At 42.5% G+C, this 14,560-nt stretch carries 12 protein-coding genes, 1 other RNA gene and 1 other annotated feature; of the genes, 11 read left to right on the top strand and 2 right to left on the bottom strand.

The genetic code is table 11. The features are described from left to right. Nucleotides 1–88: 88 nt before the first annotated feature. Nucleotides 89–235, bottom strand: coding sequence for a hypothetical protein (locus AAEM60_RS15960; protein ID WP_299738679.1), 147 nt, complete (start codon nt 233–235; stop codon nt 89–91). 283 nt (nt 236–518) lie between these two features. On the opposite strand from AAEM60_RS15960, the gene recJ reads away from it, so the two are divergent. The 4 genes from recJ (at nt 519) to dtd (ending at nt 6,317) form a co-directional block, all read left to right on the top strand. Further along, nucleotides 519–2,882 (top strand): single-stranded-DNA-specific exonuclease RecJ, encoded by a 2,364-nt coding sequence (gene recJ / locus AAEM60_RS15955; RefSeq protein ID WP_341356620.1) that lies wholly within the window; start codon nt 519–521, stop codon nt 2,880–2,882. After that, nucleotides 2,873–3,385, top strand: coding sequence for an adenine phosphoribosyltransferase (locus tag AAEM60_RS15950; protein ID WP_044339542.1), 513 nt, complete (start codon nt 2,873–2,875; stop codon nt 3,383–3,385). The genes recJ and AAEM60_RS15950 overlap by 10 nt, the downstream gene beginning before the upstream one ends. Before the next feature lie 288 nt (nt 3,386–3,673). Continuing rightward, nucleotides 3,674–5,863 carry a bifunctional (p)ppGpp synthetase/guanosine-3',5'-bis(diphosphate) 3'-pyrophosphohydrolase gene (locus tag AAEM60_RS15945; RefSeq protein WP_299738673.1) on the top strand — a complete coding sequence of 730 codons (2,190 nt, stop codon included), beginning with the start codon at nt 3,674–3,676 and terminating at the stop codon, nt 5,861–5,863. 13 nt (nt 5,864–5,876) lie between these two features. Beyond that, nucleotides 5,877–6,317, top strand: a complete 441-nt coding sequence (dtd, locus tag AAEM60_RS15940; protein ID WP_299738671.1) for a D-aminoacyl-tRNA deacylase — start codon at nt 5,877–5,879, stop codon at nt 6,315–6,317. A 73-nt stretch (nt 6,318–6,390) separates the two neighbouring features. Here the strand turns inward: dtd and AAEM60_RS15935 are convergent, their stop codons facing one another. Continuing rightward, a complete protein-coding gene (locus tag AAEM60_RS15935) occupies nt 6,391–8,133 on the bottom strand; it encodes an SH3 domain-containing protein (RefSeq protein WP_341356619.1) in 1,743 nt (580 codons plus the stop codon). Nucleotides 8,134–8,333: 200 nt separating this feature from the next. Between AAEM60_RS15935 and AAEM60_RS15930 the strand changes: the two genes are divergently transcribed. The 7 genes from AAEM60_RS15930 (at nt 8,334) to AAEM60_RS15900 (ending at nt 14,559) form a co-directional block, all read left to right on the top strand. Beyond that, nucleotides 8,334–8,510: an RNA polymerase subunit sigma-70 gene (locus AAEM60_RS15930; RefSeq protein WP_113971304.1), complete on the top strand. Its 177-nt coding sequence runs from the start codon at nt 8,334–8,336 to the stop codon at nt 8,508–8,510. Nucleotides 8,511–8,580: 70 nt separating this feature from the next. Further along, nucleotides 8,581–8,810: a binding site (T-box leader), on the top strand. Between the two features lie 73 nt (nt 8,811–8,883). Next, on the top strand, nt 8,884–10,158 hold the full coding sequence (hisS, locus tag AAEM60_RS15925; RefSeq protein ID WP_299738665.1) for a histidine--tRNA ligase: 1,275 nt from the start codon (nt 8,884–8,886) through the stop codon (nt 10,156–10,158). A gap of 30 nt (nt 10,159–10,188) precedes the next feature. After that, nucleotides 10,189–11,955 (top strand): aspartate--tRNA ligase, encoded by a 1,767-nt coding sequence (gene aspS / locus AAEM60_RS15920; RefSeq protein ID WP_299739646.1) that lies wholly within the window; start codon nt 10,189–10,191, stop codon nt 11,953–11,955. Between the two features lie 70 nt (nt 11,956–12,025). Next, a non-coding RNA gene (ssrS, locus tag AAEM60_RS15915) (6S RNA) lies at nt 12,026–12,215 on the top strand. Nucleotides 12,216–12,417: 202 nt separating this feature from the next. Continuing rightward, complete coding sequence (locus AAEM60_RS15910; protein ID WP_299738663.1) at nt 12,418–13,182, top strand: tRNA threonylcarbamoyladenosine dehydratase; 765 nt, start codon at nt 12,418–12,420, stop codon at nt 13,180–13,182. Between the two features lie 219 nt (nt 13,183–13,401). Further along, nucleotides 13,402–14,181, top strand: a complete 780-nt coding sequence (locus tag AAEM60_RS15905; RefSeq protein WP_299738661.1) for a hypothetical protein — start codon at nt 13,402–13,404, stop codon at nt 14,179–14,181. Nucleotides 14,182–14,184: 3 nt separating this feature from the next. Then, nucleotides 14,185–14,559 carry a GntR family transcriptional regulator gene (locus AAEM60_RS15900; protein WP_299738659.1) on the top strand — a complete coding sequence of 125 codons (375 nt, stop codon included), beginning with the start codon at nt 14,185–14,187 and terminating at the stop codon, nt 14,557–14,559. The last annotated feature ends 1 nt before the right edge of the window (nt 14,560 follow it).

Here is a 14,560-nt window from a genome sequence, read left to right as displayed (position 1 = left end):
TGCCACCAGGCTGTTTTTTTTGTTATAAAGAATCACTCTGATGGGACATGCATGTAGATCCGGCTTTGTTAGCTTTTGGTGAAAATTGTTAATCGGCTGGATTTTTTCGGATTTCGGCCGGATTTTCAACCGAAACGGCTGGATTATGACGAAAAACGGCTGGATTATCACCAATTTCGGCCGGATTATCACTGAAAACGGCTGGATTTTCATCACAGGTATCCAGAAAATACACTCATTGGCAGGGTTCCTCCAAGTAGTCACTTGATAATTTACGTTTTTAAGCACAAAATTGGGGTTTTGCCACAAAATCTCCCTCTTAATCACCAATAGTGATGAAACTAGATTACTATCTGATTCTGGACCAGGATCAATAGCTGAATCTGTATGAAGATTTTCAAGATCAGCCTTTTGCTGGTTGGACTTCCCAAGCAGCCTTTTCTTTGGCATCACCCTTCTATTAAGATTGAAACCGCCCCCTCCTTTTTGTATAATGAGTAAGGCTGAGGGGTGAACGTATGTTAAACTCGAAAACACGTTGGATGATGACAGAATCAGATCAACATAAAATATCAGAACTGGCAAATGAATTAAAAGTACCTTCGCTTGTGGCGAAATTATTAATCAACCGGGACTTGGACGACGTAGAAGAAGCCCGGAATTTTTTATTTGATACAGGCGATTCATTTCACGATCCATTTTTATTTGAAGATATGAAGAAAGCAACGGAAAGAATCCATAAAGCCATTGAAAATGGCGAAAGGATTCTTGTTTATGGGGACTATGACGCTGATGGTGTAAGTAGTACGTCCGTATTGATGACAGTGTTAAGGGACATCGGAGCAGATGTGGAATTCTATATCCCAAACCGGTTCAGCGAAGGATACGGTCCGAATGAAGGAGCTTTTCGCTGGGCGAAGGATGAAGAATTCACGCTCATCATAACCGTCGATACGGGAATATCTGCAGTGAACGAAGCAAAATTGGCAAAAGAACTGGAGATCGATTTGATCATTACGGATCACCATGAACCTGGACCGGAATTGCCTCCAGCCTTTGCCTTGATTCATCCAAAGGTCGAAGGGACTACCTATCCATTTGGAGAATTGGCAGGAGTGGGAGTGGCATTCAAACTGGCACATGCACTGTACGGTGAACTTCCTACCCACCTGCTTGATCTAGCTGCGATTGGAACCATTGCCGATTTAGTGCCGTTAAGAGGAGAAAATCGCCTTCTGGCCAAGCGTGGGATTTCCCAGCTACGTGTTTCAAACCGATTGGGAATCAAAGCATTATGCCGAATTGCAAATGCTCAACAACAGGAAATCACGGAAGAATCCATTGGGTTCATGATTGCTCCCCGTATCAATGCAGTCGGACGGTTAGGGGATGCAGATCCTGCCGTCGATCTTATGCTCACAGAAGATGCCGAGGAAGCGAAGGCCCTGGCTGAAGAAATTGACAGCTTGAATAAAGAAAGACAGGCGATCGTGTCTCAAATGACCGAAGAAGCGGTTGAGATGGTGGAGAATGATTTTCCCCTGAACGAAAACGCTGTACTTGTAATCGGAAAAGAAGGCTGGAACCCTGGAGTAGTCGGGATTGTAGCTTCACGCTTAGTCGACAAGTTTTACCGTCCGACCATCGTGCTTAGTTTCGATTCTGAAAAGGGAACGGCAAAGGGATCGGCAAGAAGTATCACAGGGTTCGATTTGTTCAAGAATTTATCAACCTGCCGTGATATCCTTCCCCATTTTGGGGGACATCCGATGGCTGCAGGTATGACCTTACAGTTAGACGATGTAGCTCAGTTCAGAAACCGATTAAATGAGTTGGCTTCGACTGAATTGACGGAAGATGACCTTATACCCGTCACACAGCTTGATGCTTCTGTTACAGTGGATGAAATCTCTGTAGAGTCGATTGAAAAGCTTCAGCTTCTGGCCCCTTTCGGGATGCATAATCCAAAACCGAAATGGATCATAGACAGTGTAAGCATCGAACACTATAAAAAAATCGGATCTGCACAAAATCATTTGAAACTGGTCCTAGAAGACAATGGCATTCAATTGGACGGAGTCGGTTTTGGATTGGGAGAACTGGCGGATCATATGACCCCATTTTCAAATGCCTCTGTAATAGGTGAGTTATCCATAAATGAATGGAATAACCGCAAGAAGCCTCAACTATTTTTACATGATGTGAAAATTGAGCATTGGCAATTATTTGATGTCCGGGGGATTAAACAAGTCCATAAATGGAATGGGCTCATACCTGAAGAAAATAAAAAAATCATTTGTTTTAATCCGGCTACTTTAGAAAAGCTGAGTCTGGAAAAAGATGAAGTGATCCTGCTTGAGGATGGTTCTTCACTCGAAGGACTTTCCACCGATAAGGCAAGTTTGGTGCTTCTGGATCTGCCGACTTCTAAACCAATACTTGAAGATCTCTTGAAGAAGGGGCGGCCGCACCGGATTTATGCTCATTTCTTCCAGGAAGAAGATCATTTTTTCAGTACGATGCCAACGCGTGACCATTTCAAATGGTACTATGGATTTTTAACAAAGCGCGGATCATTTGATTTAAATAAACATGGTGATGACCTGGCGAAATACAAAGGCTGGTCAAAAGAAACAATAGATTTCATGTCACAGGTGTTTTTTGATTTGAAGTTTGTTACAATAGTGAATGGATTTATTTCTCTTAATCCTGCTAAAACCAAGAAAGATCTTTCTGAATCTCTCACATATCAGAAGAAACGACAACAATACGAGCTGGAAAACGAATTGTTATATTCTTCCTATCAAGAGTTGAAGACTTGGTTTAATGAAAGGATAGAAGAGTCTGTTACAATTGAGGAGGAAGTAAAAGCATGGACTTAAAACAATATGTTACCATCGTCGAGGATTGGCCTAAAGAAGGAATTAAGTTTAAAGACATCACTACATTAATGGATAATGGTGATGCTTATAGATACGCGACAGATCAAATCGTAGAATACGCAAAAGAGAAACAAATCGACCTGGTTGTAGGACCGGAAGCACGAGGGTTCATCATTGGCTGTCCAGTGGCGTATGCATTGGGAGTGGGTTTTGCTCCTGTACGTAAACCTGGTAAGTTACCACGTGAAACCATTCAAAAAGAATATGGATTAGAGTACGGAAAAGACGCACTGACAATTCATAAAGACGCAATCAAACCTGGACAAAGAGTTCTTATCACGGACGACTTGCTTGCAACGGGCGGAACAATCGAAGCTACGATTAAGCTTGTAGAAGAATTAGGTGGAATTGTGGCGGGGACGGCATTCTTAATCGAATTAACGTACCTTGACGGTCGCGATAAGCTTGATAACTATGATATTCTTACATTAATGCAATACTAATTTTGTTTATCAACTCTCATACACGTATATACTATGTGGTATACTGTTAACTTAAGGGACTGACATCTGGTTTTGAATGTCAGCCCTTATTTTTTATTTGGAAGGGTTAATGGGAGGTTATAAATGAATGGAGTGGTTGTTTTTGTCGACAATCATCGACAAAAACAGATGAATTCTGAGAATTTTACACTTACCCCTTTACATAACCCTGTTTTTTTTTGATAATAGTAACAATCATTAAAATCGAACACTAGTGAAATATATTAAAATACAAAGGTGATTTTGATCATGGCTAAAGATCAAGTACTAACCCCTGAACAGGTTATTGATAAAACAAGAGAATACTTAAATGATGAGCATGTAGGGATGGTCCAGAAAGCCTATGAGTATGCAAGGGATGCCCATAGTGAGCAGTACCGTAAGTCTGGTGAACCCTATATCATTCATCCCATCCAGGTAGCAGGAATACTCGCGGATCTGGAAATGGATCCGGCAACCGTCGCTGCCGGTTTTCTTCATGATGTAGTGGAGGATACCGGTGTTTCTCTTGGAGAAATCGAGGAAGCATTCAATGCGGAAGTGGCCATGCTTGTAGATGGGGTCACAAAGCTTGGAAAGATTAAATATAAGTCACAGGAAGAGCAACAGGCTGAAAATCACCGGAAAATGTTTGTGGCTATGGCTCAGGATATCCGGGTCATTCTGATTAAATTGGCAGATCGCTTGCATAATATGAGAACGTTGAAACATCTGCCACAGGAGAAGCAGCGAAGAATTGCAAATGAAACCCTGGAAATCTTTGCCCCATTGGCGCATCGTTTAGGGATTTCAAAGATCAAATGGGAATTAGAGGATACCTCTTTGAGATATTTAAATCCTCAACAGTATTATCGTATTGTCAACCTGATGAAGAAAAAGCGTGCGGAGCGTGAAGAGTATTTAGAGGACGTTGTAAATGAGGTTAAGGATAAATTAGGCGACGTGAAAATCACAGCGGAAATCTCAGGCCGTCCTAAACATATATACAGCATTTATCGCAAAATGGCTCTTCAGAACAAGCAGTTCAATGAAATATATGACTTATTGGCAGTACGTGTTGTGGTAGATAGCATAAAGGACTGCTATGCCGTTTTAGGGATCGTTCATACGTGCTGGAAGCCAATGCCTGGCAGGTTCAAAGATTATATCGCCATGCCGAAACCGAATATGTATCAATCACTTCATACGACTGTCATCGGGCCTAAAGGGGATCCCCTTGAAGTACAGATCAGAACCCTTGAAATGCACCAGATTGCTGAATACGGTGTAGCGGCACACTGGGCATATAAAGAAGGAAAAGAAGCGAACGAAACGGTTTCCTTCGAGAAAAAGCTTTCCTGGTTCAGGGAGATATTGGAGTTCCAGAATGAATCTGCAAATGCTGAGGAGTTCATGGAATCTCTTAAGATTGATCTCTTTTCTGATATGGTCTTTGTGTTCACCCCTAAAGGGGATGTACTGGAACTGCCATCGGGATCTGTTCCGATTGACTTTTCATATCGCATTCATTCAGAAATCGGTAACAAAACGATCGGTGCCAAGGTAAATGGCAAGATGGTCACTCTTGACTATAAGCTGAAAACAGGGGACATCATCGAAATACTTACGTCCAAACATTCATATGGCCCTAGTCAGGATTGGCTGAAGCTTGCGCAAACATCTCAAGCAAAGAACAAGATCAAGCAATTCTTCAAAAAGCAGCGAAGAGAAGAGAATATTGAAAAAGGCCGGGATTTAGTAGAAAAAGAAATCAAGAATCAAGATTTCGATGTGAAAGAAATCCTTACTCCTGAAAATATTAAACGTGTGTCAGAGAAGTTTAATTTCTCAAATGAAGAAGATATGTATGCAGCCGTTGGGTATAACGGCATTACGGCCGCTCAAATTGCGAATCGCTTAACGGAAAGAGACCGAAAGAAACGTGAACAGGAAGATAGCCTGGAAGAAACGATGAAGGAATTAAATGCTCAACCTGTCAAGCGTAAAAAAGACGCAGGTGTTCAGGTAGAGGGGATTGACAATCTTCTTATCCGACTATCACGTTGCTGCAGTCCTGTTCCCGGGGATGAGATTGTAGGGTTTATTACAAAAGGCCGTGGGGTTTCTGTCCATCGGGCTGACTGTACAAACGTTATGGCTGATGAAGTAGAGCAGCGTCTCATACCAGTGTCATGGGAAAGTGATGGAAATGACCGCAAAGAATATAATGTGGATATTGAAATCTCCGGTTACGATCGCAGAGGTCTATTGAATGAAGTGCTTCAGGCGGTAAACGAGACGAAGACGAATATATCTGCCGTAAGTGGAAAATCCGATCGGAATAAAGTGGCAACCATCAATATGTCCATTTCGATTCACAATATCTCCCACTTACACAAAGTCGTGGAAAGAATTAAACAAATTTCAGATATTTATGCTGTAAGGAGAATCATGAATTAAAGGAGATTTCTTTATGAGGGTTGTACTGCAAAGAAGTAAAGAAGCCTCCGTCACTGTTGATGGAGAAGTAAAGGGAGCGATTCGTTCAGGTGTTGTATTGCTTGTGGGGATCACCCATGAAGATACGGAAGAAGACGCTCGTTATGTTGCAGACAAGGTAGTGAATTTGCGTATTTTTGAAGATGAAGAGGGGAAGATGAATCATTCTTTGCTGGATGTAGAAGGCGAGATTCTCTCCATCTCTCAATTCACTCTTTACGGGGACTGCCGTAAGGGAAGAAGGCCAAACTTCATGAGTGCAGCGAAGCCCGATCACGCAGAGTCTGTTTACGACTACTTTAATAAGGTATTAAAAGAAAAAAGTATTAAAGTGGAAACGGGCGTATTTGGAGCCATGATGGACGTGAGTTTAACGAATGATGGTCCTGTTACGTTAATGATAGAAAGTAAATAATAAAAAGCTGATCCTTCATTTAGCTAAAGGATCAGCTTTTTTATTCATGAAGCATACTGCATTGGGCGCAGCATCAGTTAGTAAAGTAATCTCCTAACCCATGATAGATAGCCGTTGCCGCCAGGTCTTGGAAATACTGTGTATTGACATTGGCTTCCTCTGCCGGATTACTTAAGAACCCCAGCTCCAAAAGGACAGCCGGCTGATTGTTTTCACGAACAACGTGATAATCTCCTACCCGTACACCCCGGTCTTTCGTCGGTAACCGCTCTGCAAGGCTTCCATGAATTTCATCTGCCAATTCTTCCTGGTGACCTTGATAATAGTAGGTAGTATGCCCGACGATAGAGGAATCCAGAATGCTGTCAAAATGGAGGCTGATAAAGGCATCAGCCTGATAATAATGAGATAATGATACCCTTGATGGTAATGAAAGATATTCATCGTTTTTCCTTGTTAAGACCACTTTGGCTCCAGCGCTCTTTAGCTTTTCGGCAAGGAGTTCCCCGGTTCTCATGGTAAGGAGCTTTTCCAATGTCCCACTTGCTCCGATCGTTCCGCTGTCCCTGCCTCCATGCCCCGGATCAATCACCACGACTTTATCTTGTAAGCCGCCGCTTCGCTTGCGTGGAGGAGTGGTGTTCTCCCCGGTGCTGGATCGGATGGACACCACCCAGCCGGCAACAAAACCTGCACTGCCGTCATCTAATTCAATTTCATACCAATCTCCGTTTTTGCTGATAACGGGGAAGCTGTCACCACTGGAGCCCCGTTCGATGACGCTTGCCCTGGCGTTTGCTTCACTTCTGATATTGGTACCATTGTATAGGACTGTGACGTTTTCTTTTTCTGAAGATGGTTCACTCTCATGGGCGGAGGCAGTAACGGTCTTTTGGACATACCAGCCGGCAATCCAGCCTTTTTTCCCATTTGAGAGCTTAATCTGATACCAATTGTTTTTCTCTTTTAATAAGGAATATTTCTCCCCTTTTGAGACCTTTCCAACGACGCTCCCGTTTAATGAGGTTTCATCACGGACATTTAAACTGTGAACCGTAATGATTCCTACAAGATTTGTGGACGAGGAGGCGGGCTCCTCGTCATTGGCCATCGAAGAGAATTCTACATATGCATCGTTCACCCACGCCTTGTCGCTGCCAAATTGAATCTCGTACCACCCGCTGACACTTCCTGTTACCTCTACATGATCTCCCTTGTTTAATACTCCAAGGACGGAACTTTGAAGAGAAGGGGAGGTTCGAACATTTAGGGAGTTGTCGGTGATGATTCCTTGTTTATTCTCACTCTTTTTCGATGGGGAAGGAGTTGCGTTGTTTTCCGACACATATTCCTCATGCACCCAGCCGCTGCCCTTATCCGATTCGATGAACAGCCAGTCACCCTCTTCGTCGGAAACGGATACTCTATCACCGGAGTTTAGAACCGTCACGACTCCTTCAGAGGTGCTTGGGCCTTTTCTGACGCGTAACCCATCTGTGATCACCCGTCTTTCCTGTTTGGGAGAAACGTCGGAAGCGGCAGCTTCTACTGAGACCAACCATTCGGCAACCCAGCCCTCTCCACTATCGGTCGTGACCTTATACCACTCATTTTGTGTATCTACTATACTGTACTCTTCCCCTCTATGTACCTTCGTCAGAACGGGATAACTGAGTCCAGGACCCGTCCGGACATTCAGAGTCGAAACACTGATTGTGGCCGTACCTGAATCTGCATGTGTATAATCAGCTTCAAGTGCCTGAAAAGGAATGATCATGAGCACAATCAGTATCGATGCAATAATTTTCTTAATCATCGTCACCTCCTGTTAGTAATAAACAAACACAATAGTAATATCGGATCCTTTCACTAAGATATTGATCAAAATTCCGACGGTTTATCGAAAAAACCCTTAAGGTTTTAATACGATAAAAAAAATTAAATTCCTCTAAAACGAAATAAAAATAGGTAATTGGAAATGATAGAGTTAAGGAATGTTTTGAAAGGATGATTGAATTGAGGTCAAGTGAAAAAGGGTTTATGAATGCAAATGGTGATAACCAGCTGTTCGGTGTTGATTTTCACCAGTTTCTAGAACGTGAGAAAGATGCATTGAATGTGGAACTTGCTTCCGAGTTCGGGTTATCGTTGAAAGAAGTTAAGTTACTGAAAAAGAAAATGGAAAGATCGTAACGAAATTTTTTTAAACCTCTTGACATGAACTAACGGCATCCGTATCATTATAGAAATAAAATAACATTTACAAAAACCGTTGATCGAGCATAGTAGCTGACACCCACGTGTAAAGAGAGGAAATGCCTTGGCTGAGAGCATTTCTACAATGTGACTTAGTGAATGAACACTCAGGAGGTTTCTCTCTGAAAAAGGTTCTTTAGTAGGAGATGAACGTACCAGGCGTTAACTGGCTAAGTGGAGGTCTTGATAGACTTCAATTAGGGTGGCACCACGGGAATAACAGCTCTCGTCCCTTGTATTATATACAAGGGATTGAGGGCTTTTTTTATTTTACATAAATTTAACTGTATTCGAGAAGGAGGAAATCATCTTGTCCATTCAAATTCCAAGAGGTACACAGGACATTCTACCAGGTGAAGTAGAGAAGTGGCAGTATGTAGAGGAAGTGGCAAAGAATCTTTGTCACGCCTATCAGTATAAAGAAATCCGCACCCCTATCTTCGAGGCGAGCGAACTATTTACCCGAGGTGTAGGAGATACAACGGATATCGTACAGAAAGAAATGTATATGTTTGAAGACCGTGGAGGCAGAAGCTTGGCACTGCGACCTGAAGGCACCGCTTCTGTTGTTCGATCCTTCGTAGGCAATAAGATGTTCGGTCATCCGAATCAACCAACAAAGCTCTTTTACTCCGGACCTATGTTCAGGTATGAAAGACCACAGGCCGGCCGGTACCGTCAATTTGTCCAGTTCGGGGTTGAGGCATTAGGAAGTGAAGACCCGGCGATTGATGCGGAAGTGATTTCATTAGCGATGGGGATTTACAAGAAACTGGGACTGACTCAATTAAAGTTAGTCATTAATAGTCTTGGAGATGCGGGTAGCCGAAACGCTCACAGAGAAGCGCTGATCAATCACTTTAAACCAAGAATCGATGAATTCTGTGGAGATTGTCAAAATCGTTTAGAGAAGAATCCACTACGTATCCTGGATTGTAAAAAAGACCGCGATCATGAATTAATGGCTACGGCACCATCGATTCTCGATTACTTAAATGATGAATCGAAAGCCTATTTCGAAAAGGTCCAATCCCACTTAACCGGGATGGATGTTGAATTCGTAGTCGATCCGACGCTTGTTCGCGGCCTTGATTATTATAATCACACTGCCTTTGAAATCATGAGTGACGCAGAAGGCTTTGGAGCCATCACGACCCTTTGTGGTGGAGGGCGTTACAATGGACTGGTGGAAATGATCGGTGGTCCTGAAACCCCTGGAATCGGTTTTGCCTTCAGTATCGAAAGACTTCTTTCCGCTCTGGAAGCTGAAAACGTTGAACTTCCAATCGAGCAAGGTGTGGATTGCTTTATTGTTTCACTGGGAGAAGAAGCAAAAGATTATGCTGTTAAACTCCTTCACAACTTAAGACAAGTGGGAATTTCTTCAGAGAAGGATTACCTGGATCGCAAGGTGAAAGGTCAATTTAAGGCAGCTGACCGTTATGAAGCGAAATATGTAGCCGTCATTGGCGATAACGAAATACTAGAAAATAAAATCAATCTTAAAGATATGTCTACTGGTGAGCAGGAAGAAATAAGTCTTGATCATTTCGTAGAAAATGTAAAGAACAAACTCGGTAAATAAGCACCTGGATTTGACAAGGAGGAGAATATGATGACAAAAAGAACGGCGTATTGCGGAGAGATAACGGAATCATACACAGGTGAAAAAATCACCTTAAAAGGCTGGGTTCAAAAGAGAAGGGACTTAGGTGGATTAATCTTTATCGACCTTCGTGATAGAGAGGGCATTGTTCAAGTCGTGTTTAATCCCGATTTATCAGAAGACGCTCTGGCTCTTGCGGAAAAAATTCGTAATGAGTATGTATTAAGTGTGACGGGAACTGTCGTAGCAAGAGGAGAAGGAACGGTGAACCCCAACCTGAAAACAGGAAAAGTGGAAATTCACGCAGAAGAGGTTCAAATCATAAATGAAGCCAAGACCCCTCCATTCATGATTGATGATCAAATGGAAGTGTCTGAAGATGTTCGCTTGAAATACCGTTATGTAGATCTTCGTCGTCCAGCGATGATGGAAACATTTAAGATGCGCCATAATGTTACTACTTCATTCCGTAGTTTCTTAAACGATAACGGATTTCTGGATGTGGAAACGCCGATTTTAACAAAGAGTACGCCAGAAGGTGCCCGTGACTATTTGGTACCAAGCCGTGTACATCAAGGTGAATTTTACGCGCTTCCTCAGTCACCGCAAATTTTCAAGCAATTGTTGATGGTATCCGGGTTTGACCGTTATTATCAAATTGCCCGTTGTTTCCGTGATGAGGACCTTCGTGCAGACCGTCAACCTGAATTCACTCAGATTGACATGGAAATGAGCTTTATGGATAAAGAGCAAATCATCTCCCTGGTAGAGAGTATGATGAACAAGCTGATGAACGATGTGAAAGGCTTAGACGTTCAAATTCCATTCCCTAGAATGTCGTATGATGATGCTATGAGCCGATATGGTTCAGACAAACCGGACACACGCTTTGGAATGGAACTGGTCGATGTATCAGAAATCGTGAAGGATTCAGGGTTTAAAGTATTCTCCGGTGCGGTCTCAAATGGTGGTCAAGTGAAATTAATCAATGTAAAAGGCGGAGCTTCCGGGTATTCCCGTAAAGACATTGATGCGTTGACAGAATTTGTTTCCGTTTATGGTGCAAAAGGTCTCGCCTGGTTAAAAGTAGAAGAGGAAGGCTTAAAAGGACCTATCTCCAAATTCGTGACAGAAGAAGATGCTGCACAAATTTCTGTTTCAGCCCATGCAGAAGCAGGAGACTTGTTACTGTTTGTCGCTGACAAAAAGACAGTAGTAGCGGATGCCCTGGGTGCCCTTCGTCTGAAATTAGGAAAAGAATTGGGATTGATTGATGAAACGAAATTCAATTTCCTATGGGTGACAGACTGGCCATTACTTGAGTTTGATGAAGGTGAGAACCGCTATTATGCCGCTCATCACCCGTTCACTATGCCAGTGAGAGAAGACCTGGAACTGCTTGAAACAGATCCCGGTGCTGTTCGTGCAGAAGCTTATGACCTTGTATTAAATGGATATGAGCTGGGCGGAGGTTCTCTTCGTATTTACGAGCGTGACATTCAAGAAAAAATGTTCAGCGTACTTGGATTCTCCAAGGAAGAAGCGGAAAAACAGTTTGGTTTCCTTTTGGAAGCCTTTGAATATGGAACACCTCCACATGGCGGAATCGCCCTTGGGCTTGACCGTTTAGTGATGCTACTTGCAGGTCGCACGAATCTTCGTGATACGATTGCCTTCCCGAAAACGGCAAGTGCAAGCTGTGTACTGACGGACGCTCCTGGTGGAGTAAGTGAAGCTCAATTAAAAGAGTTATCTTTGTCGCTCGATGTAGAATAATGTAATTAAATTCCGGGGGTCATTCATTGAAAACATCATGGTGATATGATATTATTTAAACAATCACAAACGAGTCCTGATGTGTGCGACGTTTTTACCTAACAGTTTTGACCGAACACTTCAAACTTTGGGAGCTTGACGTTTCTGCTAGGCGTTCATGCCCCGTGCCGGGGACTAACAAATAGTGGAATAAAGCACCCACCTGCCGAGAGCGGGTTCAAAACGAAGGAAATGATGGCGGCGGCACGATTGGGACTCATCCAAACATGATAGTTTAACGAAGATCTTATAGAATGAAAAGTCAGGCTGAATAGAGGCCTGGCTTTTTTGTTGGGACTAAATCTTCTCTTAATGGGGTAAACGAAGGGAGAGGGACAACATTTCATATTGATTTTCGGTCCTATATCCTTTATTCTAATTCAGTATAAACCTAGTTGAATACTTATAATGGAGTTGATTATTTTGCTACACCAGTTTTCACGAAATGAACTAGCGATCGGTAAAGAAGGACTTCAAACCCTTAAAAATAGTACGGTGGCAGTATTGGGAATCGGGGGAGTGGGATCCTTTGCAGCTGAGGCTTTAGCCAGATCGGGTGTAGGCCGTCTTGTGTTAGTGGATAAAGATGATGTGGATATCACCAACGTCAATCGTCAAGTCCATGCATTGCTCTCTACAGTGGGTCAGCCAAAGGTCGATCTGATGAGGGACCGCATTAAGGATATTAATCCAGACTGTGAAGTCATTGCTTTAAAGATGTTCTACACGGAGGAAACATACGAGGAATTTTTCAATCAGGGATTGGATTATGTGATCGATGCTTCTGATACGATTTCCTATAAAATTCACTTAATGAAAGAGTGCATAAAACGAGATATTCCTCTAATCGCGAGCATGGGAGCGGCGAATAAAACCGATCCCACACGCTTTAAAATTGCGGATATCAGTAAAACGCATACGGATCCAATTGCCAAGGTGATTCGTACCCGCCTGAAAAAAGAAGGAATTAAAAAAGGCGTAACCGTTGTCTTCTCTGATGAAAGTCCGATTGTCATCCGTGAAGATATTCGAAAAGAAGTAGGAAAAGATGATGCAAAGATTCGTAAAGCGCAACTTCCTCCGTCTTCCAATGCGTTTGTTCCATCGGTTGCAGGTTTGATTGCAGCCAGTCATGTGATGAACCAGCTGTTAAAGCATATTGAAATTAAAAGAGTAAAAGACAAATAATGCCCAGAAAAAGGACTGAATCTAAAATGGATTCAGTCCTTTTTCTATACTTTAAGCAGTACGGCGAATTTTCTATCCAACTTCAAGCCTCCTCTTAGCCAGCTGTACACATTCTTGAAAACTAATTCCATTAATTGGGTTAAAAAAGGATTGACTGTTTAATGTGTCATAGTGTACTATCTAACTAGAACACCATGACACGTTAAAAGGAGTGCACGTATGAACGCTTTTACAGGTCTTCTTTGGAAAGACTTTAAAACCTCTAAGGTTTGGTTTTTTGGCTGGTTAGCGATTATTTTTCTGATTTACATTATTGGATTGGTGATCGGGAATTTCGTCAAAGAGCCAACGATTGTTCAAATCTTTCTCATCATGATCGGTGTATTTCATTTTGCCTTTCTTCCGGGCATCGTATGCTCCATGCTTCGTCTGGAAGGGAAAACACAGCTCTGGCTTCACAGTCCCTATAACGGGTTTATGCTCTTGTTGCCCAAGTTGATTATTGCATTTATTTACTCCACTTTGTCACTACTGTTAGTGGATGGCCTGGGGATCATCTCCATGCTCATGTATCCGGAAGCCTCTCTTTTCTCCTATTGGCCGATTAAAGAAGGCATCTTCTTTAATTTAGGCGTAACGGTGGTGGGCCTGTATATATCCGGATGGACGATTTTCTTATGGACCTTCTACCACTCTCTTTCAAAGTATCCATCCATCAAGAGTATACGATGGATTTTTGTAGCTGGTTTTATCATTGTGTATCAAAGTATTGTCGCATTTCTTATGAGCATTAAATGGGTGGAAAGATTACTCTTCGATACTTTTACTGTTGAAGTGAGTTCGGGCGTCTTTTTCTCGGTTGGTTCCAATCAGGCGAAGGCCGGTTTTGATCCTGAAATGATCCCGCTGCCCTTGCTGCCGTTTGTATTCGAGGGAATAGTCATGATAGTCGTATTTATCATTTCATGCTGGTTATTAGATCGTAAGGTTGAGGTGTAATACATGACAGAGGAATATACAGCTTCCAAGCCGATATACCTTCAAATAGCTGATCGAATCATACGTGAGATTGTAAGAAAAGAATTAACTCCGGGTGACAAACTGCCCTCTGTCCGGGAAATGGCCGTTCAATCCGGGGTGAATCCAAATACCATTCAACGTACGTACAGCGAATTAGAAAGGATGGAAATTGTGGAGACGAGGAGAGGGCAGGGAACATTTGTAACGGAAAAGGAAGAGGTTCTTTCAGTTTTGAATGAAAAGGTCCAACAGGAAGTGATTGAATCGTTCATTAAGAATATGAAAGAACTGGGATTAACAAAAGAACAAATGATAAATGGCGTCGAGAGATACCTTGCCCAAAGAGGGGAGGAATAGA

The sequence above is a fragment of the Rossellomorea sp. y25 genome (assembly GCF_038049935.1).
In the GTDB taxonomy this organism is placed as follows: Bacteria; Bacillota; Bacilli; order Bacillales; family Bacillaceae_B; genus Rossellomorea.
The sequence above is the reverse complement of the archived record's forward strand: the minus strand, read 5'-3'. Positions and strand labels throughout refer to the sequence as shown.

Excerpts from the sequence above, each read along its gene's own strand:
- recJ (WP_341356620.1), top strand. The coding sequence starts at position 519 with ATGTTAAACTCGAAAACACGTTGGATGATGACAGAATCAGATCAACAT.
- AAEM60_RS15950 (WP_044339542.1), top strand. The coding sequence starts at position 2,873 with ATGGACTTAAAACAATATGTTACCATCGTCGAGGATTGGCCTAAAGAA.
- AAEM60_RS15945 (WP_299738673.1), top strand. The coding sequence starts at position 3,674 with ATGGCTAAAGATCAAGTACTAACCCCTGAACAGGTTATTGATAAAACA.
- dtd (WP_299738671.1), top strand. The coding sequence starts at position 5,877 with ATGAGGGTTGTACTGCAAAGAAGTAAAGAAGCCTCCGTCACTGTTGAT.
- AAEM60_RS15935 (WP_341356619.1), bottom strand. The coding sequence starts at position 8,133 with ATGATTAAGAAAATTATTGCATCGATACTGATTGTGCTCATGATCATT.
- aspS (WP_299739646.1), top strand. The coding sequence starts at position 10,189 with ATGACAAAAAGAACGGCGTATTGCGGAGAGATAACGGAATCATACACA.
- AAEM60_RS15905 (WP_299738661.1), top strand. The coding sequence starts at position 13,402 with ATGAACGCTTTTACAGGTCTTCTTTGGAAAGACTTTAAAACCTCTAAG.
- AAEM60_RS15900 (WP_299738659.1), top strand. The coding sequence starts at position 14,185 with ATGACAGAGGAATATACAGCTTCCAAGCCGATATACCTTCAAATAGCT.